The sequence below is a fragment of the Pseudomonas koreensis genome (genome assembly GCF_012986595.1).
In the GTDB taxonomy this organism is placed as follows: Bacteria; Pseudomonadota; Gammaproteobacteria; order Pseudomonadales; family Pseudomonadaceae; genus Aquipseudomonas; species Aquipseudomonas koreensis.
Genome location: NZ_JAAQYM010000007.1, coordinates 91,297 through 115,200, shown reverse-complemented (window position 1 = coordinate 115,200; position 23,904 = coordinate 91,297). Strand labels below are relative to the sequence as shown.

General features: G+C 61.0%; 21 protein-coding genes. 12 read left to right on the top strand and 9 right to left on the bottom strand.

The features are described 5' to 3' along the window. Window positions 1-117 precede the first annotated feature (117 nt). The 3 genes from HBN98_RS21570 to HBN98_RS21560 all read right to left on the bottom strand — a co-directional run bounded on the left by HBN98_RS21570 (window position 118) and on the right by HBN98_RS21560 (window position 4,514). On the bottom strand, window positions 118-1,620 hold the full coding sequence (locus HBN98_RS21570; RefSeq protein ID WP_083368745.1) for an aldehyde dehydrogenase family protein: 1,503 nt from the start codon (window positions 1,618-1,620) through the stop codon (window positions 118-120). A gap of 190 nt (window positions 1,621-1,810) precedes the next feature. Next, entirely contained in the window at window positions 1,811-2,719 is a 909-nt protein-coding gene (gene glsB / locus HBN98_RS21565) for a glutaminase B (RefSeq protein ID WP_027611723.1), read from the bottom strand. A 178-nt stretch (window positions 2,720-2,897) separates the two neighbouring features. Continuing rightward, window positions 2,898-4,514, bottom strand: a complete 1,617-nt coding sequence (locus HBN98_RS21560) for a L,D-transpeptidase family protein (protein ID WP_083368744.1) — start codon at window positions 4,512-4,514, stop codon at window positions 2,898-2,900. Between the two features lie 149 nt (window positions 4,515-4,663). On the opposite strand from HBN98_RS21560, the gene HBN98_RS21555 reads away from it, so the two are divergent. Further along, complete coding sequence (locus tag HBN98_RS21555) at window positions 4,664-5,377, top strand: murein L,D-transpeptidase catalytic domain family protein (protein ID WP_083368743.1); 714 nt, start codon at window positions 4,664-4,666, stop codon at window positions 5,375-5,377. Here the strand turns inward: HBN98_RS21555 and HBN98_RS21550 are convergent. Then, a complete protein-coding gene (locus HBN98_RS21550; protein WP_083368742.1) occupies window positions 5,325-6,713 on the bottom strand; it encodes an MFS transporter in 1,389 nt (462 codons plus the stop codon). The genes HBN98_RS21555 and HBN98_RS21550 overlap by 53 nt on opposite strands. Before the next feature lie 103 nt (window positions 6,714-6,816). On the opposite strand from HBN98_RS21550, the gene HBN98_RS21545 reads away from it, so the two are divergent. Further along, complete coding sequence (locus HBN98_RS21545; RefSeq protein WP_083368741.1) at window positions 6,817-7,704, top strand: LysR family transcriptional regulator; 888 nt, start codon at window positions 6,817-6,819, stop codon at window positions 7,702-7,704. Here HBN98_RS21545 and HBN98_RS21540 read toward each other — a convergent pair. Next, window positions 7,701-8,321, bottom strand: a complete 621-nt coding sequence (locus tag HBN98_RS21540; protein ID WP_083368740.1) for a cell wall hydrolase — start codon at window positions 8,319-8,321, stop codon at window positions 7,701-7,703. The genes HBN98_RS21545 and HBN98_RS21540 overlap by 4 nt on opposite strands. Window positions 8,322-8,520: 199 nt before the next feature. Here HBN98_RS21540 and HBN98_RS21535 point away from each other — a divergent pair, with 199 nt between their 5' ends. The 7 genes from HBN98_RS21535 (at window position 8,521) to HBN98_RS21505 (ending at window position 17,302) form a co-directional block, all read left to right on the top strand. Beyond that, window positions 8,521-9,372, top strand: coding sequence for a CAP domain-containing protein (locus HBN98_RS21535; RefSeq protein ID WP_064588026.1), 852 nt, complete (start codon window positions 8,521-8,523; stop codon window positions 9,370-9,372). A 124-nt stretch (window positions 9,373-9,496) separates the two neighbouring features. Further along, window positions 9,497-10,495, top strand: a complete 999-nt coding sequence (gene moaA / locus HBN98_RS21530; RefSeq protein WP_083368739.1) for a GTP 3',8-cyclase MoaA — start codon at window positions 9,497-9,499, stop codon at window positions 10,493-10,495. A 36-nt stretch (window positions 10,496-10,531) separates the two neighbouring features. Further along, window positions 10,532-11,431 (top strand): bestrophin family protein, encoded by a 900-nt coding sequence (locus HBN98_RS21525; protein WP_083368738.1) that lies wholly within the window; start codon window positions 10,532-10,534, stop codon window positions 11,429-11,431. A gap of 246 nt (window positions 11,432-11,677) precedes the next feature. Next, window positions 11,678-12,571, top strand: a complete 894-nt coding sequence (locus HBN98_RS21520) for a LysR family transcriptional regulator (protein ID WP_083368737.1) — start codon at window positions 11,678-11,680, stop codon at window positions 12,569-12,571. A gap of 64 nt (window positions 12,572-12,635) precedes the next feature. Next, window positions 12,636-13,979 (top strand): chromate efflux transporter, encoded by a 1,344-nt coding sequence (chrA, locus tag HBN98_RS21515; protein ID WP_083368736.1) that lies wholly within the window; start codon window positions 12,636-12,638, stop codon window positions 13,977-13,979. Between the two features lie 529 nt (window positions 13,980-14,508). Next, the gene (locus tag HBN98_RS21510; protein ID WP_083368735.1) at window positions 14,509-15,873 is read left to right on the top strand and encodes a glutamine synthetase family protein; all 1,365 of its coding nucleotides are present in this window, start codon (window positions 14,509-14,511) and stop codon (window positions 15,871-15,873) included. A 145-nt stretch (window positions 15,874-16,018) separates the two neighbouring features. After that, the gene (locus tag HBN98_RS21505) at window positions 16,019-17,302 is read left to right on the top strand and encodes an NAD(P)/FAD-dependent oxidoreductase (protein ID WP_083368734.1); all 1,284 of its coding nucleotides are present in this window, start codon (window positions 16,019-16,021) and stop codon (window positions 17,300-17,302) included. 105 nt (window positions 17,303-17,407) lie between these two features. Here the strand turns inward: HBN98_RS21505 and HBN98_RS21500 are convergent, their stop codons facing one another. From HBN98_RS21500 to HBN98_RS21485, 4 genes are all read right to left on the bottom strand, one after another. Further along, window positions 17,408-18,193, bottom strand: coding sequence for a DeoR/GlpR family DNA-binding transcription regulator (locus HBN98_RS21500; protein WP_083368733.1), 786 nt, complete (start codon window positions 18,191-18,193; stop codon window positions 17,408-17,410). A gap of 509 nt (window positions 18,194-18,702) precedes the next feature. Then, entirely contained in the window at window positions 18,703-19,722 is a 1,020-nt protein-coding gene (locus HBN98_RS21495; protein WP_064588034.1) for an AbrB family transcriptional regulator, read from the bottom strand. A 141-nt stretch (window positions 19,723-19,863) separates the two neighbouring features. Beyond that, window positions 19,864-20,286 carry an HD domain-containing protein gene (locus tag HBN98_RS21490; RefSeq protein ID WP_083368732.1) on the bottom strand — a complete coding sequence of 141 codons (423 nt, stop codon included), beginning with the start codon at window positions 20,284-20,286 and terminating at the stop codon, window positions 19,864-19,866. A gap of 245 nt (window positions 20,287-20,531) precedes the next feature. After that, window positions 20,532-20,945: a hypothetical protein gene (locus HBN98_RS21485; protein WP_064588035.1), complete on the bottom strand. Its 414-nt coding sequence runs from the start codon at window positions 20,943-20,945 to the stop codon at window positions 20,532-20,534. A gap of 591 nt (window positions 20,946-21,536) precedes the next feature. Here HBN98_RS21485 and HBN98_RS21480 point away from each other — a divergent pair. From HBN98_RS21480 to HBN98_RS21470, 3 genes are all read left to right on the top strand, one after another. Continuing rightward, window positions 21,537-21,827 carry a hypothetical protein gene (locus HBN98_RS21480; protein ID WP_064588036.1) on the top strand — a complete coding sequence of 97 codons (291 nt, stop codon included), beginning with the start codon at window positions 21,537-21,539 and terminating at the stop codon, window positions 21,825-21,827. Window positions 21,828-22,042: 215 nt separating this feature from the next. Then, window positions 22,043-22,543 carry an Hcp family type VI secretion system effector gene (locus HBN98_RS21475; protein WP_083368731.1) on the top strand — a complete coding sequence of 167 codons (501 nt, stop codon included), beginning with the start codon at window positions 22,043-22,045 and terminating at the stop codon, window positions 22,541-22,543. Continuing rightward, entirely contained in the window at window positions 22,536-23,279 is a 744-nt protein-coding gene (locus HBN98_RS21470) for a DUF4225 domain-containing protein (protein WP_083368730.1), read from the top strand. The genes HBN98_RS21475 and HBN98_RS21470 overlap by 8 nt, the downstream gene beginning before the upstream one ends. Window positions 23,280-23,904 lie beyond the last annotated feature (625 nt).

Here is a 23,904-nt window from a genome sequence, read left to right as displayed (position 1 = left end):
GCATCCCTGTGGCGAGGGAGCTTGCTCCCGCTGGGGCGCGCAGCGGCCCTCGCCTTTTCAGGTCCGCTGCGCAGACCAGCGGGAGCAAGCTCCCTCGCCACAGGTCTGGTGTTCACATCAGCGTTTTACGCTGAGATCGATCTGGGTCATGCGGCTACGAACCGTGAACACCCCGTCCCCCGACAAAATTGCACTGCGCGCAAACAAGCGCCCGCTCTCCCAGTTCGAAAGCCCCAGCTCCGGCTTGTTCAGCGCGTACTGACCGTCCACCCAACGGGTAATCCCGTTACCCACAAACGGCGCGTTCACCGCGTTGTAAAACCGCTCTTGTGCAACAGCATCCTCGCTGATCAGCGACACCGTGAACTGCGGGCTGTAGCGGTTGAACAACGCAATCGCCTGATCCAGGTCTTCGACGATCATCAGGCTGACTTCCGGGGTTTCTTCCCATTCCCACTCGCGGCCCAGTTCGGATTGCGCCAGCGCTTCGGCAAGGGCTTCGGTTTGATAACCCTCGGCGCGGTAGACCTCGACCGTCGCGTTCAGCCACTCAGCCGGCAGGCAACTTTGGCTGCCTTCGACAATGTGCAATTTGCAGCCCTGCCCGCGTGCGGTGCCGGCCTGCTGCAAGGCGTCGAGGAACAGCGGCACCAGTTCGGCAGCGCGATCACGTTGAATCAGGCACACGTTCAGTGTGTTGCAGACTTTGCGATCCAGCGAGTTGCGCACCACGGCGGCGAAGCGCGTGGCGTCGGCGTCACGATCAGCGATCAGCCACGCGCCACCGGTGCCGTGCAGGCTGACCGCCGTGCCGGCCTGCTGGGCGATGCTGCCCAACTGGCTGACCGCACGGCCCGAACCTCGGGCCACGGCCAGCGACAAACGCCGGTCGGCGAACATCGCCCAACCGGCGGCGTGATTGACGCTTTCCACCAGCGACACCGCGCCCGGCGGCAGACCGGCATCGGCCAGCGCCGGGTTCAAGGCGTGAGTGACGATCGCTTGCGCCGTGCCCAACGCGTCGCTGCCAATGCGCAGCACCGCGGTGTTGCCGGTGCGCAAGACCCCGGCGGCGTCGGCGAAGACATTCGGCCGCCCTTCAAACACGAAGGCGACGATGCCCAGCGGCGACACCACTTGCTCGACCTTCCAGCCGTCATGCTCGACGCTGCTGATGACCTTGCCGCGCGTGGCCGGCGCATCCCGCCAGGCGCGCAGGCCGGCGATCATGTCGCGGCGCATGCGCTCGTCGGCGAGCAATCGGGTGGTGGAGCGGCCACGGGCCTTGGCGCGTTCGATGTCGGCCAGATTCGCCGCTTCGATCAAGGCCCAGCAATCCGCGGCTTCCAGACGTTGGGCGAACAGATCGAAGAAGCGGCTGATGGCCTCGTCAGGCACCGCCGACAGCGCGGTAAACGCGCTCGCCGCACGCTCGATGGCAATGGCAGCGGCCTGTTGATCGACCACCGGAATCAGCAACAGCTCGCCACTCACCTGCTCCACCAGCAGGTGGTCACCGGGCTGAAAGCGCGCGGCCAGTTCAGGGCTGACCACGGTCACGCGGTTACCAGCGAAAGGGATCGGCGTGCCAGCGACTAGACGTTCGAGCGCGAGAGACATGAAGCGGATTCACCATATGAGGGGCGGCCGGAAAATGTATAGGAACACTCATCCCCCAGGCAACACAAACCCCTTGTGGGAGCGAGCCTGCTCGCGAATGCGGAGGGTCAGTGAGAGATGCATCGACAGGCACAATGCTTTCGCGAGCAGGCTCGCTCCCACAGGTTTTTGCAGTGTCTGGAAGTTAGGGTCAGAACACCGACCAGCCAATCCGCGAACTGAGCATCTCCAGCGCCGCCATCCCCGCCAGCGAGTTGCCGGCGGCATTGAGTTCCGGCGACCACACGCACACGCTGAACTGCCCCGGCACCACCGCGACGATGCCGCCGCCGACCCCGCTCTTGCCCGGCAGGCCGACGCGATAGGCGAAGTTGCCGGCCTCGTCGTACAGCCCGCTGGTGGCCATGATCGAGTTGACCTGCTGGGTCTGACGACGGGTGAGGATCTGTTCGCCGCTGTGCTTGCAGAAGCCATCGTTGGCGAGGAAGCAGAACGCCCGCGCCAGGTCGATGCAGTTCATGCGCAACGCGCAGTGGCTGAAGTAGCTGCGCAGCACCGCTTCGACGTCGTTGTGGAAGTTGCCGAACGATTGCATCAGGTACGCCATCGCCGCGTTGCGGGCGCGATGCTGGTATTCGGACTCGGCGACCTTGCCGTCGACGATCACCTGCGGATTGCCCGACAGCCGCCGCACGAAGTCACGCATCGACAAGGCCGGCGCGGCGAAGCGCGATTGGTTGATGTCGCAGATCACCAGCGCCCCGGCATTGATGAACGGGTTGCGCGGACGCCCGCGTTCGAACTCCAGCTGCACCAGCGAGTTGAACGGCTGGCCGGACGGCTCGTGGCCCAGGCGCTCCCAGATCGCCTCGCCGGAATGCTCGATGGCCTGCACCAGGCTGAACACCTTGGAAATACTCTGCACCGAGAACGGCGTCTCGGCGTCGCCGGCGCAATACATTTCGCCGTCGTTGCCATACACCGCGATCCCCAGTTGATTGGCCGGCACGGTGCCGAGGGCGGGAATGTAGTCAGCCACTTTGCCCTGCCCGATCAGGGGCCGGACTGCGTCAAGAATCTCGTTCAACAGCGCTTGCATGCCGGGTTCCGAAGTCTCGCCCCATGGGATTGCGGGGACACTGGGGCTAGACGCTGCACACGCTTGCGGAATCACACAGAACCTTTGTAAGAGCTGCCGAAGGCTGCGATCTTTTGACCTTGCTTTTGAGGAACAATATCAAAAGATCGCAACCTTCGGCAGCTCCTACAGGGGTAGATCAGTGCGCCCCGTCCAGCCCCGCCAGCAGCGCGCTGTCACGGCTGTAGATGTCCGGCGCATAGCGCACCTGCCCGTCACTGCCCACCTGCGCTGTCCAGTAGGTCATCAGGATCGGCACCGGTGCCGACAGACGGAATTCGTGGGTGCTGCCGGTGGCGAGCAAGGTGTCGGTGCGGGCGCGTTCCGCCGACGTCAGCAGCAGGTCACGCAGTTGCATCGGGTGCTCGACCCGCACACAGCCGGAGCTGAAGGCGCGCGGGCCTTTGTCGAACAGGGCTTTGCTCGGTGTGTCATGCAGGTACACGGCGAACGGGTTGGGGAAGCGGATGACGATCTGCCCCAGCGGGTTACGCGGTCCGGCGTCCTGGCGCAGCATGATATTGCCGGGGTTGTCCCAATCGATGTCCGCTGCGGCCAACGGCTGGCCGTGGGCGTCGAGCACTTGCAGGTTCTGGCGGCTGAGGAAGGTCTGGTCCTTGCGGATCGCCGGCAGCTTGTCTTCTTTCCAGATGGTCGGCGGCACCGTCCAGGTCGGGTTCAGGGTCAGTCGCGTAACCCGGGATTTGAGCAGCGGGGTCTGCCGTTCGGCGCGACCGACCTGGGTGCGGGTCTGCCAGACCGCCCTGCCGCCCTGATACAGGGTCAGCTCGGCAGCAGCGACGTTGACCAGCAAGCCGTCGGGTTCCAGGTCCTGAGCCATCCAGCGGAAGCGTTCGAGGTTGACACGCAATTGTTCGCGGCGCGTCAAAGGACTGATGTTGAGCTCGGCAATCGTTCCCGGCCCGACCACGCCGTCGGCCTGTAGCGAATGGTTGGCCTGGAAGCTTTTCACCGCCTCCACCAGCACGCCTTCATAGGCATTGCCGGGGGTGCCGATGGCGTGCGTCAGATAGCCTTCGTTGTACAGGCGCTGGGCCAGTTCCGGCACGCGCTTGTCTTCCATGGCCGGGCGCAGCAACGGACCGTTGCCGACCGACTGCCAGTGCGGCAAGGCTTGTTGCCGTTGGCTGGCGTAGAGATGACGCAGGCTCTGGTACTGCGCCAGACGCGGCCGCGCCAGATCGAACGCGGCCTTGATGTCGTGCAGACCGGGCACGGCGATGGCGAGCAATTCGGCCTGGCGATCGCGCGGGGTGTCGTCGGCATGCCACAGCGGCTCGAAATGCGACTGCAACAGGCGCCCGTAATGCAGGTCCTGCAGGGCTTGCAGGTAATAGCGAGTGATGTCGATATCGGCGCACAGTTCGCCGTCCTGCGGCGGATTGACCGCCACCGGGTAGCGCTTGGGATTGAGTCCATCATCGGCCAACAGCTGCAATTGCCCGCGCAAGGCCGGCAAACGGCCCGACTCGCTGGCCCACACCGGCAGCCAGTCCTGCTGCTGGTAGAACGCCTGCAACTGCGCCAGCGCCGGAGCACTCAGGTGCGCGGCAATCGCCGGGCACGCCTGGGGCAATCCGATCAATACCGCTTGCAGCGGGCTTTGCGGTTCGACCGGCACTGGTGCCGGCGTCGTCGGCAGGGTCTGCAATGGCGGCAGCGGCTCATCGGCACAAGCGACAAACGGCGCAGCGAGCAAACAAATGCTCAAGTAGCATGCGTACTTTTTGAACAACTGCTTTACTCCAATCCGTGGCCGTCTCGATGACGGTCAACATTACATCAGGTGCGCTGAACAGTCAGGCCCGAATCAGGGGTCTGTGGGTATGACTGGGAGTCAGGAGCCAAAGTGCCAAATAAGTAGCAAGTGAGGACTCTTTATACATGTTGACGTTTTTGCGCCGACTTCTGCTGACCACCGCGACCCTCGTCGTAGTGGGCAGCCCCGCTTTCGCCGCCGGCAAACCATCGCCGGTTCTTTTAACCAGCCTCGCCCACGCCGCGCCGGAACTCAATCCCCAAGCGCTGAAAGGTGCCTTGAACGCCATGCAATGCGCGGTCAACAACGGCGCGAAACCGTCCCGGCACCTGGCGATCATCGATTATTCGCAGCCCTCCACTGCCCGCCGGCTGTGGATCTTCGACTTGAGCAGAAAGAAACTGGTGCTGCGTGATCTGGTCGCCCACGGCTCCAATTCCGGGGAAAACTTCGCCACCCAGTTTTCCAACCGCGAAGGCAGCTACCAGTCCAGCCTCGGCCTGTTCCGCACCCAGGAAAGCTACGAGGGCACTCACGGTTATTCACTGCGCATGGACGGTCTGGAGCCGGGCTTCAATGACCTGGCCCGCGACCGGGCGATCGTGATCCACGCCGCCGATTACGTGAATCCGCTGTGGAGCAAACGTCAGGGGCGCATCGGGCGCAGCCAGGGTTGCCCGGCGGTACGCCCGCAAGTGGCAAAGCAGGTGATCGACAAACTCAAGGACGGCCAGTTCATGTTTTCCTGGTACCCGGACCAGCGCTGGCTGAAGTCCTCGCCGTACCTCAACTGCCAGCCGCAGCAGGTGGCGAGTATCTTGAGTACCCACGCCAGCTGACGATCAGGGCCACGACCATCAGCGCCGCCGCCACACTGAACGTGCTGTGCAAGCCGCTGCCGATGACCTCGGCCGGGGCTTGCGTCGGGTTTCCTGTGGCGAAGGCAAACACCGCCCCCATCACCGCCGCGCCGGTGATCAAGCCCAGATTGCGCGACAGCCCGAGCAAGGCCGAGACCACGCCGCGCTGATCCTGACTGACCGTCGCCATCAACCCGGTATTGTTCGCTGCCTGGAACAACGCGTAACTGCTGGCAATGACCGCCATCGGCAGCAGATACGCCGGCAGACCGAGACTCATCGGCAACAACGCCAACAAACTGCAACCACCGGCCAACCCGAGCAACGCGCCGGGCACCACGCGCTGTGCGCCAAAGCGATCCACCAGACGCCCCGCCGGCACCCCGCCGCACGCCGCCAGCAGCGGCCCGACCGACAACGCCAGACCGACCACGGTGCTGCCCAGTCCCAAGCCCCGGCTCAGGTAAAACGGCCCGACCACCAGCGTGGTCATCATCACCGTCGTCACCAGCAACGTCAGCGCCAGGCTGCTGCTCAGTCGCGCATCGGCGAACAAGGACAAGCGAATCAGCGGCGCCCGGGCTTTCATCTCGACCGCGACAAATACCCCGGCCCCGCACAGGCTGAGCAGCAGCAACAGCAGGGTGAATCCATCAAGCGTCATCGCCAGCGCATAGGCCGCCAGCGTCAACACCAGCACCACGGTGCCGAAATAATCAAACGCGGCAGCTGATTTCACCGGGCGATCAGCCGGCAAATAACGATAAACCAGCCACGCATTGAGCAGGCCCAACGGCACGTTGAGGACAAAGATCGACGGCCAGCCAACATGCGCGATCAGCAGACCACCCAGCGACGGCCCGAGGCTGGTGCCGGTGGCCGACATGGTTGCCAGCAACCCCATCGCGCTGCCCGCCCGCGCCTTGGGCACCGCATCCGCCACCAATGCCACGGTCAAGGCGAACATGATCGCCGCGCCGAGCCCTTGCACCGCCCGGGCGCCGATCAACCAGCCCAGCCCCGGGGCCAGTGCACAGCACAGCGAAGCGCTGGTGAAAATGCCGATCCCGATCAGCAGCAGTCGCCGCCGCCCGACCCCGTCGCCCAGACGCCCGACACTGACAATCAACGTGGTGACCGCCAGCAGGTACGCCAGCACGATCCATTGCACCTGTTGAAACGTCGCTTCAAACGCCGTGGCCAACGTCGGCAACCCGGCGTTGGCGATGCTGGTGTCCAGCGACGGCATCAACATCGACAGCGCCAGGCTGGTCAGCGCCCAGCGGGCTTGGGGGGTCAAGGGGGATCCGGGCATCGGGCGCTCCTGGTGCAAAGGTCAGACGGCATAGCCTGAGTCTCGACAACGCGAGGCGCAAGACGCATGCTTTGCACTTGATACCTGCATGGAACGCCATGTCATGAGTGCACCGGATCTGAACCTGTTGATCACCCTCGACGTGTTGTTGCGTGAAGGCAGCGTCGCCCGCGCCGCGCAATGTCTGCGGCTGAGCCCGTCGGCCATGAGCCGCGCCCTCGCCCGACTGCGCGAAACCACTGGCGATCCGTTGCTGGTACGCGCCGGTCGTGGCCTGGTGCCGACGCCGCGGGCGCTGGAATTGCGCGAGCGTGTCAGTGGCCTGGTGCAGGAAGCCGAGGCGGCGCTGCGTCCCGCCGAGATTCTCGACCCCGGCCAGTTGCAACGCACCTTCACCTTGCGTAACACCGATGGCTTTGTTGAAACCTTCGCAGCCGCTTTGCTGGCGCGCATCGCTGAAGAGGCACCCGGCGTGCGCCTGCGCTTTGTGCAAAAAGCCGACAAGGACAGCACGCTGCTGCGGGAAGGTCGGGTGGACCTGGAGACCGGCGTGGTCGACGACAGCACCGACCCGGCGCTGCACAGCCGCATCCTGTTTCAGGATCACTGGATCGGCGTGGTCCGCGAGGGGCATCCGTTGAGCTCGGGCAAGATCAGCAGCAAACGCTTTGCCGGCGGCCAGCACATTCTCATCTCACGCCGTGGGCGCAGCAGCGGTCCGGTGGACGAAGCATTGCTCGCCCTGGGGCTGACGCGGGATATCGTCACCTCCTTCGGCGGCTTTTCTGCGGCGCTGACGCTGGTCCGCGAATCGGACCTGATCGCCACCGTTCCGCAGCGCCACACCAACAAGCTGCGCACCGGCCTGCACAGCTTCTCCCTGCCCTTCAAGATGCCGCCGATCAGCGTGTCGATGCTCTGGCACCCGCGCATGGACGCCGACCCGGCGCACCGCTGGTTGCGCAACTGTGTACGCGAAGTCTGCGTCTAGCGCGCATCGCCGCCGGCGGGTTTGTAGAACAGGAATTTGCCGACCCTGGCGGTCTTGCGGTATTCCCTGGCCCAGCTCGGGTGCACGTTGCGGTCATGAAAATACAGCGCGCCACGGGTGCGATCCGGCAACTGGCGATTGAGTGCCTTGCCGGCGATATCCTTGGCCAAGGTGTATTCGGCGTCCTCCTTGACCTGATCCGCCTTGCCATCGCACCACCAGGAAAACTGGCAGCTCTTGGTTTGCGAACCTTGCTTGACCACTTCGCACACGGTACCGGGGAAGCCGTCGTGGCCGAGGCGGTTCATCACCACGCTGGCCACGGCTTGCATTTCCGACATATCGCGGCCCTTGGCTTCCCAATAGATACTGCGCGCAAGGCAGGTGATCGGATCGTCCAGCGGCGCAGTGCCGGCGGGGTCGACCGCCTGCACTTCAGTGGGGGTGATCGCTTCGGATTTGGGTGCCGGCGCCGCGCTGACGTTGTCGGCGGCTTTTTCTTCCAGCACCTGGGCTTTCTCTTCGGCCTTGGCCTTGATCGGGGCCTGATCGGTGGCCATCACCACACCGGCCATCAGGGTTAATGCGAAACAGCCAGCCAACCATTTCAATCCCATGTCTGTTCTTCCGGCAACGCCCGTTCCGGGCAAGGTGTTTCGTGGGGGAGACGCCCGGTTCCCGGGGCCTTCGGAGAGTGTAGACGGCAAATACTCGCGCAATGTTCCGCAGAAAAACCGGCTCGATGAAGAAAAAGACATTGCATTCCCCCGGGCCATTTCGCGCATCATGAGCGCATTCCGCTCAAGGGAGATTTCCATGCGTTTCATGCCATCCGTTTTGCGTTTTGCCGCGCTGTCCGTGGGGCTGGCCGTGGCCGCCTCGGCCATGGCTGCCGACGAGTCGCAACTGATCGAGTCGATCAACGCCTACCGCAGCCAACCGCAGCGCTGTGGCAGCCAGGCGTCCAACGAGTTGCCACCGCTGTCGGCCGACCCACGGCTGAGACTGCCGGCCGCCGGTGCGGTCGATCTGCAACAGGCGATGGCCAGCGCCAGCTACCCGATGGTCAACGTGCAGGCGATCACCCTCAACGGTCCGCGCGATGCGGCGTCGGCGATGCAAGCGATTCAGGAAAGTTTCTGTCAGGTGGTGCTGGACCCGCAGTTCGTCGATGTCGGCGTCAGCCGCGCCGATCGCGACTGGCGCATCGTGCTGGCGCGCCCGCTGCTGTCGGCGAAGCTGGGCGATGCGCAGAGCGAAGGCCAGAAGTTGCTCGAACAACTCAACGCCGCCCGCGCCCAGCCGCGCCAATGCGGCGGCCAAGCCTTTGCCGCCGCTGCACCGTTGGCCTGGAACGCCAGCCTGGGCAGCATCTCCCAGGATCACAGCCGGGACATGGCCAACAACAACTATTTCGACCACAAGGACCGCGACGGCCGCACCCCCGGTGACCGCGCGGAACTGGCCGGCTACAGCGGGCAACTGGTCGGCGAAAACATCGCTGCCGGGCAAGACACCGTGCGCAAGGTCGTCGACGGCTGGCTCGCCAGCCCCGGCCACTGCGCCAACCTGATGAACCCGCAATACAAGGAACTCGGCGCCGCCTACGCGACCGATCCGAAGAGCAGCGCCGGGATTTACTGGACGGCGATGTTTGGGGCGCAGTAAATACTGCCATCATCGAGCGCATCTATCGGCTGTTCATTATTAGTGATTGGACGCTTGCGAAAGTCGCCAATAACCTGCGCCGCTACTGCCGTTCAATGCGGTTTTTCAATCCCGCGAGACTGTCATGTCAGAGCATGTCTTGATCGATGGTTACAACCGCCGCGTCGACTATCTGCGCATGTCGGTCACCGACCGCTGCGACTTCCGCTGCGTGTATTGCATGGCCGAGGACATGCAGTTTCTGCCGCGCCAACAGGTGCTGACGCTGGAAGAGATCTATCAACTGGCGCAGCGCTTCGTGGCGCTGGGCACCCGCAAGATTCGCCTGACCGGCGGCGAGCCGCTGATCCGTCCGGGCGTGGTCAAGCTGTGCGAGCAGATCGCCACCCTGCCCGGCTTGCGTGAGCTGTGCATGACCACCAATGGCTCGCAGTTGGGCAAACTCGCGGCGCCGCTGTTCGACGCTGGGGTCAAACGCCTGAATATCAGCCTCGACAGCCTCGACCCCGAGCGCTTCAGGCAAATGACCCGCACTGGTGATCTGGCGCAGGTGATCAACGGCATCGATGCCGCGCACAAGGCCGGTTTCACCCGCACCAAACTCAACGTGGTGGTGATGCAGGGGCGCAACGATCAGGAGATCAACGATCTGGTGAGCTTCGCCATCGACCGTCAGCTCGACATCTCCTTCATCGAAGAAATGCCATTGGGGATCATCAGCGACCACAGCCGCGCAGAGTCGTTTTTCTCCAGCGCCCAGGTGCGCGAGAAAATCGCCGAGCGCTACACCCTGATCGACTCCGCCGAGTCGACCCAAGGCCCGTCGCGCTACTGGCGCGTGGCCGAAGCGCCGGACATTCGCCTGGGCTTTATCTCGCCGCACAGCCACAATTTCTGCGGCACTTGCAACCGCGTTCGACTGACCGTCGAAGGGCGTTTGCTACTGTGTCTGGGTAACGAGCATTCGGTGGATCTCAAAGCCGTGTTGCGCGCTCATCCGGGGCAACCAGAGCGACTGGAGAAGGCCATTATCGAAGCGATGACACTCAAGCCGTATCGGCACAACTTCGAAGTGAACGACGACGTTCAGGTCGTGCGCTTCATGAACATGACCGGCGGCTGAGCCCGCCCTCACCTTGTGTAACCGGGATCGCCCAGCATGATCATCAGACCCAAGGTCAACCAGTTCGCCATCCTCTTCACGCTGAAGGGTTCGATCGCCAAACGCATCGCCCTGCGCACCCTGATGGTCACGCTGCTGGCCTCGGCCATCGTCCTGATGGAAATCCTCCACCCGAGCAACTTCACCAAGGTCAATGCCACACCGTTCACCTTGCTCGGTTTGTCGCTGTCGATCTTCATGAGTTTTCGCAACAACGCCTGCTACGACCGCTGGTACGAAGCGCGCAAGGCCTGGGGGGATGTGCTGGTGCACATTCGTTCGGTGATCCGCGAAACCCAAGTCATCCGTGAATCGGTGCAACGCAAGCCGTTGCTGCTCAATCTCTGCGGGTTTGCCCATGCGCTGAATGCGCGGTTGCGCCGGGAAAGCGAAGCGGCCGCCAGCAGTGCCTGGATCACGCCGCAACACGATGCGCAGGTGCCGGATTACAGCGGACGGATTCTGCAGCAGGTCGGCCAGCAGTGCTCCGACCTGCAGCAGAGCGGCGAACTGAGCGAGTGGCGTTACATGCTGCTGGCCAATCACTTGACCAGCCTGACCCAGGCACAAGCGGTGTGCGAACGGATCAAAAACACTCCGCTGCCTTTCCCCTACACCCTGCTGCTGCACCGCACGATCTACCTGTTCTGCATCCTGCTGCCGTTCGCCATGGCTGAACCGCTGGGCTGGCTGACACCGCTGTTCACGGCGATTGTCAGCTACACGTTCTTTGGTCTGGATGCGATTGCCGATGAACTGGAAGACCCGTTCGGCCGCGACGAAAACGACCTGGCGACCGATTCGCTGGTGCGCACCGTCGAGCGCGACATCCTCAGCGAACTGGGCGTAACCGACCTGCCACCGATGCTGCTGCCGGTGGATTATGTGCTGAGCTGATCTCGCGCCCCCCGCGAGTACAGTCTGATCATTCTGACCCACCCCATAATCGATCTGCTCTATCGGCGCCGTTGACCTCAGCCAACGCCTTTGAAACCATGGGCGCCAGAGCGTATCGACCGGCTATTCAATGCTTCCGATCCAGACGCACATACCGTCAGGTGAGATCGTCGCACCTCGCGTTTTCGTGCACTGCGCGCCGCTGCGTCGATACTCAATCCGATTTCTCAACGAGCAGGTGCCATCGTGGACATCAAACAACTCAAGTTCTTGATCGCACTGGACGAAACCCGACATTTCGGCCAGGCCGCCGCCCGCTGCCACATCACTCAGCCGACCCTGTCGATGCGCCTGCGCAACCTGGAAGATGAGCTGGATCTGGTACTGGTCAATCGCGGCCAGCGCTTCGAAGGATTCACTCAGGCCGGCGAACGGGTGCTGGCCTGGGCGCGCACGCTGCTGGCTGCCCATGATGGCCTGTTCGCCGAAGCGGCGGCCTGCCGTGGGCAACTGGTCGGTAACCTGCGCCTGGGGCTGGTGCCGCTGAGCAACTTCAACCCGATCAATTACATTCAGGGTTTGTCGGAGACGTATCCCGAGCTGAAATTCAGCCTGTCGTCGCTGAGTTCCGATGAGATCATCGACGCCTTGGGCAACAATCAGCTGGACCTGGGCGTGTGCTATCTGGACCACGTCAACCCGAACTATTTCGAGTTTTTCAAGATCGGCGAGACCAGCGTCGGCCTGCTTTACGACAACCGTCACTTCCAGTTCGAAGGCTCGGAAATGAGCTGGGAAGACGCCGCCGAACTGCCGCTGGGGATGATCACCACCGGCATGCACTACCGCAAATCCATCGACCTGAGCTTCCGTAGTCGCGGGCTCAATCCGCAGCCGATCCTGGAAAGCGATTCGACCTATCAGCTGTTGCAGGCGATTCACCAGGGCTTCTGCTGCTCGATCATGCCGCTGGACAGTGGGCTGGAAGAGCCGATCGAGCACCTGTCGTTCATGCAGTTGCCGGATGCCAGCGTGCTGGCGCCGCTGGGGCTGGTGATGCGCAAGACCGAGCCGCGCTCGGCGATTGCCGAGAAGTGCTTTGCCGAGGCGCGCACGTTGTTCGGGGAAGGCCAAGCCTGACACCACTCTTGAACAAAAAACTGCTTAGATAGCGCCTCCGACAGCATCCCCTCAGGAGCCGCGCTTGAGCACCCCACCCGAAGACTTGCCCAAACCCGCCCCCGTGACCCTGCGCCAGGCTTGGCGCTTCTGGCTCAAGCTCGGCTGCATCGGCTTTGGCGGCCCGGCCGGGCAGATCGCGATCATGCATCAGGAACTGGTCGAGCGCCGGCGCTGGATCTCCGAGCGGCGATTCCTGCATGCGCTCAATTACTGCATGTTGCTGCCCGGCCCCGAGGCCCAGCAACTGGCGACCTACATTGGCTGGCTGTTGCATCGCACCTGGGGTGGGGTGATCGCCGGGGCGCTGTTCGTGCTGCCGTCGCTGTTCATCCTGATTGCGCTGTCGTGGCTGTATATCGCGCTCGGCGACGTGCCAGTGGTGGCCGGCGTCTTCTACGGGATCAAACCGGCGGTGACCGCGATTGTGTTGCACGCGGCCCATCGCATCGGCTCGCGGGCGCTGAAAAACAGTTGGCTGTGGGGTATCGCCGGGGCGTCATTCGTGGCGATCTTTGCCTTCAACCTGCCGTTCCCGCTGATCGTGCTCGGGGCGGCGCTGATCGGTTATCTCGGTGGGCGTCTGGCACCGCAGCGCTTCAACAATGGCGGGCAGCGCGGCAGTGCCAAATCCTTCGGCCCGGCGCTGATCGATGACGACACGCCGACGCCTGAACATGCGCGATTCAGCCTGCCGAAGCTGTGGCGCTTGCTGTTGGTTGGCGCGGCGCTGTGGTGTTTGCCGATGGCGCTGCTGACTGCGCTGTTCGGCTGGGACGGCACCTTCACGCAAATGGGCTGGTTCTTCACCAAGGCCGCGCTGCTGACGTTTGGCGGCGCTTACGCGGTGTTGCCGTATGTCTATCAGGGCGCGGTCGGGCATTACGGCTGGCTGACGCCGACGCAGATGATCGACGGCCTCGCCCTCGGTGAAACCACACCCGGGCCGCTGATCATGGTGGTGGCGTTTGTCGGTTTCATCGGCGGTTACGTGCAACCGGCATTTGGCGCGGAACATGCGTTCGCCGCCGGTGCACTGGCGGCGACACTGGTGACCTGGTTCACCTTCCTGCCCTCGTTTCTGTTCATTCTCGCCGGCGGGCCGCTGGTGGAATCAACGCACAATGAACTGAAGTTCACCGCACCGTTGACCGCGATCACTGCGGCAGTGGTCGGGGTGATTCTCAACCTGGCGTGTTTCTTCGCGTATCACGTGTTCTGGCCGAGCGGTTTTGCCGGGCAGCCGGATCTGTTTTCGATCGGGCTGGCGTTGCTGGCGGCGTTGGCGCTGTTCCTTTTCAAACGCGGCGTGATTGAAGTGTTGATCGTTTGCGCCCTTGCCGGGCTGGGCTTCCACCTGCTGCGCTGAACGTCGGCCAACGGTACAGGGGCGCAATCAGCGGTTTACACGCCCGCAGATTGCCCCTTACTATCCGGGCACACCGGTCGGCGGGCCTGCCCCGCCATCGACGTTTTCCGCCAACGGAAACACGCGTTATGAGTACGTCACCACAACAATCAGAAAGGTTGAACGTCTCCGCTGTGTGCGCCCTCTGTCACAGGGGCCGCGCATGAATCGCATCGTCAATCTCCCCATGGCCCTGCGCCGTTCCAAGCTGCGTCACTCCGCACGCCCGCCGGATATCGCCTGCTGATTTCTGTCAGTCAGAAAAGATCCATTTGTGGCGAGGGGATTCATCCCCGATGGACTGCGCAGCGGTCCCCTGCCCTTGAATCAAACAGCGAGAGACGCTTCGCGCCTCAGCGGGAGCAAGCTCCCTCGCCACAGGTTATGTGTCACCTCTGACTGATCTGCATTTGAAATCCCTGCCGGGACGCCCTCTATGCGTCCGGCCCGACTCTGCGCGCCTGTGCGGCGCCATCGTGAGTGATTGACCATGAAATTCGCAGCCATCGAAGACGCACGCCTGTTCCTTGAACAGAACCCTGATATCGACATGATCGAGCTGTTCATCCTCGACGCCAACGGCGTGCCGCGCGGCAAGCTGCTGCACCGTGAAGAACTGCTCGCCGTGTACGAAAGCGGTCGCCCGCTGCCCAGCACCATCCTCGGCCTGACCGTGCAGGGCGAAGACGTGGAAAACTCCGGACTGGTGTGGGACGTCGGCGACATCGACTGCCGCGCCTACCCGCTCGAAGGCAGTCTGGTGCGCCTGCCGTGGCGGCAGATTCCGACTGCAGCGGTGCAGGTCAGCATGCACCCGACCGAGGGCATGCCGGCAAGCATTGCCGACCCGCGTCACCTGCTGATCAAGGTCATCGACAGCCTCAAGGCCGAAGGTTATCACCCGGTGATGGCGTGCGAGCTGGAGTTTTATCTGCTCGACGCCAAACGCGACCACAACGGCCGTCCGCAACCGGCGCTGGACGCCGATGGCGGGCGACCGCGACACACGCAGGTCTACGGCTTGCGCGAGCTGGAGCAGATCGAACCGTTCCTCGCCGACCTCTACAGCGCCTGCAAACTGCACGGTATTCCGGCGCGCACGGCGATCTCCGAATACGCGCCGGGCCAGGTGGAAATCACCCTCGAACACGGCGATGCCCTGCAGGCGATGGATCAGGCGGTGCGCTACAAACGCCTGGTCAAAGCCGTGGCGCACAAGCACGGCATGCATGCGACGTTCATGGCCAAACCGTTCGATGATCTGGCCGGCACCGGCATGCACATGCACGTCAGTCTTGCCGACGGCGGGGGGCGCAATCTGTTCGCCTCCGAAGATCCCGCCGGCACGCCGCTGCTGCGCACGGCGATTGGCGGGATGCTCGCCTCGCTGCTCGATACGCTGCTGCTGTTCTGCCCCAACGCCAACTCCTACCGCCGGTTCCAGGCCAACAGCTACGCACCGCTGGCGCCGACCTGGGGCGTCGACAACCGCACTGTCAGCCTGCGCGTGCCCGGCGGCCCGGCCAACACCCGGCACATCGAACACCGCATCTGCGGCGCCGACGCCAACCCGTATCTGGCGGCAGCTGCGATCCTCGCCGGGATCCATCGCGGCATTCGCGAACATCTTGATCCGGGCGCGCCGGTCGAGGGCAACGGCTATGCGCAAGCCAAGCAATTGCTGCCGACCGATTGGCTGACTTCGCTGCAAGCGCTGGAGAATTCCGCGTGGGCACGGGATGCTCTGGGCCAGGAATTTCTCGGGGTGTACCTGGCGGTGAAACGCGCCGAGTACCGGCAGTTCATGGCCGAGGTGGGTGAGCAGGATTGGCGTTGGTATTTGACCGAAGCCTGAATATTCACATCTCCCCTGTGGGAGCGAGCCTGCTCGCGAAGGCGTCGTCACATTCAACATTTGGGTGACTGACACACCGTTTTCGCGAGCAGGCTCACTCCTACAGGGGACCGCGTACCGATTTGAATTTTGTGTGGACACTGACATGACCCAACGCTGCAATTCCTACTACACCGCCACCCTCAACCAGGACACCGACTACCCGACCTTGCAAGGCCGGCATCAAGTCGATGTGGTGATCATCGGCGGCGGCTTCACCGGCGTCGCCACCGCCGTCGAGCTCGCCGAAAAAGGCCTGAAAGTCGCCATCGTCGAGAGCAATAAAATCGGCTGGGGCGCCACCGGGCGCAATGGCGGGCAAGTCACCGGCAGCCTCTCCGGCGACGGCGCGATGCGCAAACAGATGCGCCCGAAGCTGGGTGATGAGGTCGACGATTTCATCTGGCACCTGCGCTGGCGCGGGCACGAGATCATCCGACAGCGGGTCGAGAAATATGCCATTCAGTGCGACCTCAAGCACGGCCATCTGCACGCGGCCTACAAGCCGAGCCACATGGAGGGTTTGCGTCAGGATTACGAAGAAGCCGTGCGCCGTGGCCTGGGTGATGAAGTCAGCCTGCTCGACCGCAGCCAGGTGCGCGACTTGCTGCAAAGCGAGCTCTACCACGGCGCTATCAAGAACACCCGCAACATGCACCTGCACCCGCTCAATCTGTGCATCGGCGAGGCGCGGGCGGCAGAGAGTCTCGGTGCGCTGATCTTCGAAAACAGCGAAGTGCTGGAGATCATTCACGGCGATACGCCTGGCGTGCGCACTGCCCACGGTCAGATCGATGCCAATCAGGTGATGCTCGCTGGCGACGTCTATCACAAGCTCGAACCGGCCCAGCTCAAGGGCAAGATTTTCCCGGCCATGGGCGGCATCGTCACCACCGCGCCACTCGGTGATCTGGCACGGCAGATCAACCCCGAAGATCTGGCGGTGTACGACTGCCGTTTCGTCCTCGACTACTACCGCCTCACGGCTGACGGACGCCTGCTGTTCGGCGGCGGCGCCAACTACAGCGGCAAGGACTCACGGGACATCGCCGCCGAACTGCGCCCGTGTATCGAGCAGACGTTCCCGGCGCTCAAAGGGGTGCAGATCGATTATCAGTGGAGCTGCGCGATGGGCATCGTGATCAACCGCATCCCGCAACTGGGCAAGCTCTCGGACAACGTCTGGTATTGCCAGGGCTACTCGGGACACGGCATCGCCACCACGCACATCATGGGCGAAATCATGAGCCGGGCGATCACCGGGCAGATGGAACAGTTCGACACCTTTGCGCAGTGCCAGCACATCCGCGTGCCGATGGGGGATTTGCTCGGTAACCCGTTGTTGGCGGCGGGGATGTGGTACTACCAAATGCTCGAAAAGTTGCGGTGATTGCACTGGCCATATCGCGAGCAGGCTCACTCCTACATTTTGGAATGCGATCCCCTGTAGGAGTGAGCCTGCTCGCGATGAGGCCATCAGCGCCACCACAAAATCTCAATCCGCCAACTGCTCGACCAAAATCCCCAACCGCCGATAATCCTCGACACTGCCCGACGCCACATGCCGCTCAGTAATCAGCGTGTGCAGGCGCGTACACGCAGCCACCACAAAAGGCTCCACCGCCCCCAGCTTGTCCGCCGTGGTCACCGCAATTACCCGCGCCGCGCTGTCGAGCAGCGCCTGTTTCACCGGCACTTCATCGAAGTGCAGCGAGGTGATGCCCACCTCTGGGTGAATCGCACAGACGCCGGTAAACGCCAGATCCGCCTTGATCCCGGCCAGCAATCGCACCGCCTCATGCCCGCCGGCAGACATGGTGCGCGGATTCAATTGCCCACCGGCCAGAATCACCTTCACCCCCTTGTACTCGGACAAGGCGATGGCCGTCATCGGCGCGGCGGTCACCGCCGTGATCTGGATATCCGCGCGCAACGAGCGCGCCACCTGCAACGTGGTCGAGCCGGAATCGAACAGCACGATCTGCCCGTCCTCGACCTCTTGCGCCGCCCGTTGCGCCAGCCGCACCTTAACCTCGTCAGTCTCTTCCAGTCGGGTAAAGTAATCCTTGCCGCTGTCCTTGGGCCTTGGCAGTGCGCCGCCGTGCACCCGTTGCACCAGCCCGGCGTGGTCCAGTTCGGCCAGATCCCGGCGGATGGTGTCTTCGGACACGGCAAAGTGCTGGCTCAACTCGGAGGCCATGACCTTGCCGTCGCGTTCGAGAATCAGAAGGATTTTCTGCCGGCGCAGGGACGGCAGTTCGGTGACCGAATGATCGTGCATGGTTGTGCCTGTTTATGCTTGTAGTTGCAGGTTTTGCCGAGGCTAGCGAAAGCCCCGGGCAAACACAATCCAGCCGGTATCAATTGTTTCGATCATTGGAATCAACACGCCGATTTTTTTCTTTGCAGTGCGCCTGTTCAGAATGGCCTCACTTTAAAAAGGCTCAGGATGAACAGCGGATGAATCTCAATTTTGCGTTTGCGTGCATGATCGTCGTGTCGTTTGCGATTGCCCTGGGCCATGCTTGAGGCGTCAGATTGAAGCCGCCAAGTGCTCTCGCAACTATTTGCGCTCACACGTCAGGATAAGTCGCGGAGCACGCGGCCTTGAGGGCTTTGCAGCGCACACCATTTAGAAACGATTAACCCTTGTGGCGAGGGAGCTTGCTCCCGCTCGGCGACACAGTCGCCGCAAAACCTGCGCCCCCGGTCAGTCAGAAAAAAGTGATCTCCGGGGTTGGGGCCGCTTCGCAGCCCAGCGGGAGCAAGCTCCCTCCCCACAGAGGGGCTTCAAGCTTCTTCGCGCGCGCGCCGCACCTGCACCAACAAAGCTGGAGCAAAGTGCAGCAGCACCATCCGGCTCAGATGATGAGTCAGGATAAACACTACATTCAGCCCGCCACCAAACGCGACAATCGCAATCGTCTCGATCGCGCCTGGCATGTAGGCCAGCCAAAGCGATAGTGCATCGCTGCCCAACCAGCGTGCCGCCACTTCCGCAAATACCGCCGCGACCACGATCATCAAGCCGACCGAAACCAAGGCCGTACGGCCGTGACGCCCAAGTTCCGCGACGCCAAGGCCTTGAAACCTTGAACCGATCCGCACACCGAGAATCAGCGCCGCCAGATTCAGACTCCAGTCCGGCATGTGAAAACCGTGCAGCCAACCTGACTTCACAAACACCGCCGTGATGATGATCGCGGTGAGCATGAACGGCGCCGGGACGCCGATTACCAGCAGCAAGCGCCCAAGCAGCACGCTCAGCGCGATCACCGAAAGCGCGGTCAATGCCATGCCCGTGGTCAAGGGATCGCCGACGGCAACCGCGATGGCCGTTTGGCCGGGAATCAGCAAACTGACCAGCACGGTGATCAGCAGCAAGCGCATCAGGTGCACGATGATGACCTTGCTCGACGCTTTCTCCGACTCGAGTAAATCGAACACCGCTGCCAGTGCGCCGGGATAAACCGCCAGCAGCGCATCAGTGCGATTCCAGCCTGCACCGCGTGTCAGCCACCATCCGGCGAGGGCGATCTGTACGGTCAGGCATATCAGTAGCACGCCAAGGCTTGGCAACATCGCCGACGCCGTCGCACTGTCCCACGCCTCGAACATCAGCCCGGTGGCGATGCCCAGCGTGACCTGGATGTAGCCCAGTCCATAGGGCGTTGCCGGCGCAATGCCGGTTTTGCTGGCGAACAATGCGGTGACAACAATCGACCCCAACAGCAGGCCATGGGGCACGCCTTCGAACTGCAACAGCGCGCCGAAACCGGCAGCCATCAACAAACAGAGAATGGATTTCATAGTCGCCTTCCTGGCTATTTCCTGAGGTATCCCACTCTCCTGTAGGAGCTGCCGCAGGCTGCGATCTGTTGATCTTGATCTTGAAAAAACAAAGTCAAAAGATCGCAGCCTTCGGCAGCTCCTACAGGGGTGTATTCGTTCTTACGCGCGCAACCGGCCAATCGCCCGGCGGTATTTCTCGATGCGCTCCAGATCCTCCCAACTCGGCGAGGCAATCCGCGACAGGTCGCTGTTTTCTTCCAGATCCGCCAGTTTCACCACCCGGCCAATCGGATCCTGCGCGGCGCGTTCGACGAAATCCTCGTAGGATTCGCCCGGCACTTTGGTCACCGACGCAATAGCGCTCAACACCTCTTCGCTGAAACCTTCCTTGCGCAAGTCCTCGAGGCTGATACCGCAATCCTCGACCACATCGTGCAGCACGGCGACGATGCGTTCTTCCAGCGTGCTCATGCGCAACATGACTTTCAGCGGATGCAAAATGTACGGCGCACCGCCCTTGTCCACCTGCCCGGCATGCGCGGTGGCGGCAATGGCGATGGCGCGTTCGAGTGTCTGGGTCATGGGATTTCCTTGGGGGCGTTGTTGCGGCTGCCGATTTCGATCATGCGCGGTTCCGTCCGTGGGAGAGGTGTTACAACTTGTGTCGCAGTCTACGACGTGGTGCCAATGGGGGGAACCTTTGACGATGAACCGGGTGGTGACAAGTGAAAAATTTGACTGGGCAGTCCGGGAATCACGTTTCCGTCGCCCACGAAAAAGGGACACCGTTGGGTGTCCCTTTTTACGTATGGAGGCAAGCGGATCAATCAGCGCTTCATCGCTTCACACTGATTGCGCAGGTCCGAATCATGGATGCTCGAACACGTGCTGCCCTTCTTCGCCTCACAAAATGCACGCTGATCGCTGTCATGGATGCTGGAGCAGGTACTGCCTTTCTCAGCCTCACACATTGCGCGCAAATCCGAATCATGAATGCTAGAACATGTGCTGCCCTTTTTCGCCTCGCAGTAAGCACGCTGGTCGCTGTCGTGAATGCTCGAACAGGTACTGCCCTTCTCCGCTTCACAGGACGCTCGCAAATCACTATCCCGGATCGAGGAGCAGGTACTGCCTTCCTGCGTGGCCTGGCAATAGTTACGTTGATCGCTGTCACTGATGCTGGAACAACTGGCAAACGTGTAACCGCTGAACATCAATAACATCGCAAAAATCAGTTTCATCTCACACTTCCCTGGGTTGCCAGGAATCAGCCTGGCACTGCTTGATCCATTCTCAATGAGTGTCGCGACACGCCATCAAATTGACATCGCTTTTTAGGAAAGTTCAAACAGGCAAATAAGATCCGCGCAGATTTTTGAGTCTGAAAAACGCGTAGGAAAACACCACCTGTGGCGAGGGAGCTTGCTCCCGCTGGGCTGCGAAGCAGACCCAAAACCGGCCAGTCCTTTTCTCCAGGTCCACCGCATGCGCCGGAATTCGCCGACTGCGTCGCCGAGCGGGAGCAAGCTCCCTCGCCACAGGGTTGGGTTGGCGTCCTACAGGTCGGTTGTTATGGCTGAAATGGATGACTAGAGTGGTGTCGCCGCTAACTAAATTAGCGATAGGGTTTCGCAGCCCTTAAGATTGACACCTTGTTCCGTCAGGTTCGGCCGACTCCCGGCTGTCCACGTTTTATGGCGGTTGTGCGTGGGAGACCTCCGGGTCTGCCGGGTCATGGTGTTTATCCTCCGGTCTGCGAACCCGCGCATAGCTGCCACCCTTTTGTTTCGCAGCACAATGGTGGCAATTCTTCTTTGCCAAGGATTAACACCATGACGACGCAAACACCGCTCCACCACTACGCGCACATGTCCCACCCCGCCACCGACCACCCTGTCCTCCTGATCGACGCCGATGCCCCATTGCGCGAACTCCACGCCTGCCTCGCCGAACGCCTCAACGCCGTCCTCAAATACCTCGACCTCATCGCCTGCACCAGCCTCCCCGACTACGCCGAACACGACATCAACACGGTCACCAACATCGCCAGGATCCTGGTGCAGGATGTGAGTGATGTGTTTCGCGTAATCGAGCAGCGAGGCTTTGACGGGTCCATTTCATAAACAACAGATTGCCAAAAGTGCCAACTTCATAAACGCCCGGCCATACCACCAGCGATAACGTCGTTGGCACGTCAGAATAATCACCTTATAACTTCCGTGTGTCTTGTAAGACGCGTCCGAACATCACCCACAGCGAACCGGTGCCTCACTGCTCCGGCTTTAGTTGACGGTTACTCTTCAAACAAGAGTTTTCCAGCCAACAAAGCAGAGCATCCATGGCCAACCACAGCTACATGAGCATTACCGGAAACCGTCAAGGCTTGATCTCCGCCGGTTGCTCCGACACAAACTCAATCGGCAACAAATGTCAGTTAGGTCACCTCGACGAAATCATGGTTCTGGCCTACTCCCACAACATGACCACCGGCAATAACGGCGGCGTCACTGCCGACCGTGGCAAGCACTTGCCGATCATGATCACCAAGAACATCGACAAATCCTCTCCCCTACTGTCCGCCGCACTTCACGAACGCGAAGTGCTGGACTGCACCATCTTTTTCTACCGAACCTCCCCCGCTGGCACGCAAGACAAATACTTCAAAATCCACATAAGCGGCGCAAAAATCGCCCACATCAACCTCCAGGTCCCCCATGCCATTCACTTGAACGACGCACAGCCACAGGAACTGGTGTCATTCACTTACCGAGAGATCAGTTGGACGCACATTCAGGCGGGCACGTGCGGCTACAGCACGTGGGGAAATGACGATGAATGAGGATTCGTGTGACATCAACGACGTCACCCGCGCTGCTTCCGATCTGGTCGCATTCGGGTGCCAGATCGGCGCGACTCAGTTGTACGATAGCTTCAGCCAACTTCGATTTAGCGAGATCGTTTCGTCTTATGCGAATGAGGTTATTCGGGCGGTGGATGAAGGTTTTATGAGTGCCAAACAAGGGCTGCAGGAGCTCAGGGAGGAACACTCTGACTTATTGAACAAAGTATCGTTCTATGCTCAAAACGGTGTAGGTGTTGCCGCGGGGATGATGCAAATCCAAATCGCCTCAGTATATTTCGCTTCCAGAACACCAAAAAACGCAGTGGCCGGCACCGCCTATTCATTACATGGAGCTAACAATATCTATGAAGGACTAGCAAACATTTACTACGGCCCTGAAAACCCAGCAGTAGTTGGTCCAATCCGCCAAATCTATCAATTCTTAGCGGGTGACTCTTCCCATGGAAATATTGCCTATTTTGGTGTTGACATAGGGCTCTCTATATTCAGCATACTTCAACCAGTTCGAAAACCCGACTCAGTGGAGCTATTCATTCGCGACCCTATGAATTATGAGCGGGCCTATAAGAGAATGGGGAAAGTATCGCTCGCTTTTGAGGCCTTGATTGACGGCATCACCATTAGAAACATCGACAACGAAGTCACACAACAAACCAACAACAAAAATCACCGCCCACCTTTAAATTCTTTCCCGGACATAAAATATCCGTAAAAAGCGAAGAACACCGAAAAACTCAGCAACCTATACAGCAGTTCTGAAAAACTCCAAGTATCGCTAATAAAGTAATAAGCGACCTCTTCAAATATAAGTGCGCAACTGCCAGCGATGAAATGCCTTACCCAAGCAGGATAGCGTCTAGACCCAGCATGTCGACCTCGCAACTCAGCTACCTGATCGGGAAAGCAGTAGAATAAATTTACATACAGATAAATCAGAAACATGAAGCCCTCAGCAAATTTCCTGATCAGTCCTTCCAGCGGTAAAATCTGAATCATAAAATTTATTAGAACCATCGCGAAAATATAGCTAAATGCGACAGTTAAAAAGAACAGAAGGACAACCTGACACAGAAATCGAATGCTCAACTTCACGACACCACCCGCATTAAACCATTTAAAACAATTAATTGAGTTCGAAAAAATCCTGACCAACCAAGAAAGAAGCGCACAAATATCAACACCAATGTAAACATGCACGAAAACTCATAACACCATAAACCTAGCATCATCACGCATTAATTCAGAATTGTCCTACAAATAAAAACCATCAAACCTACAAATCTTTCCTCGACTCAAAAAAAATCCGACGCCCTTCAACAAGGCGTCGGATTTACTTA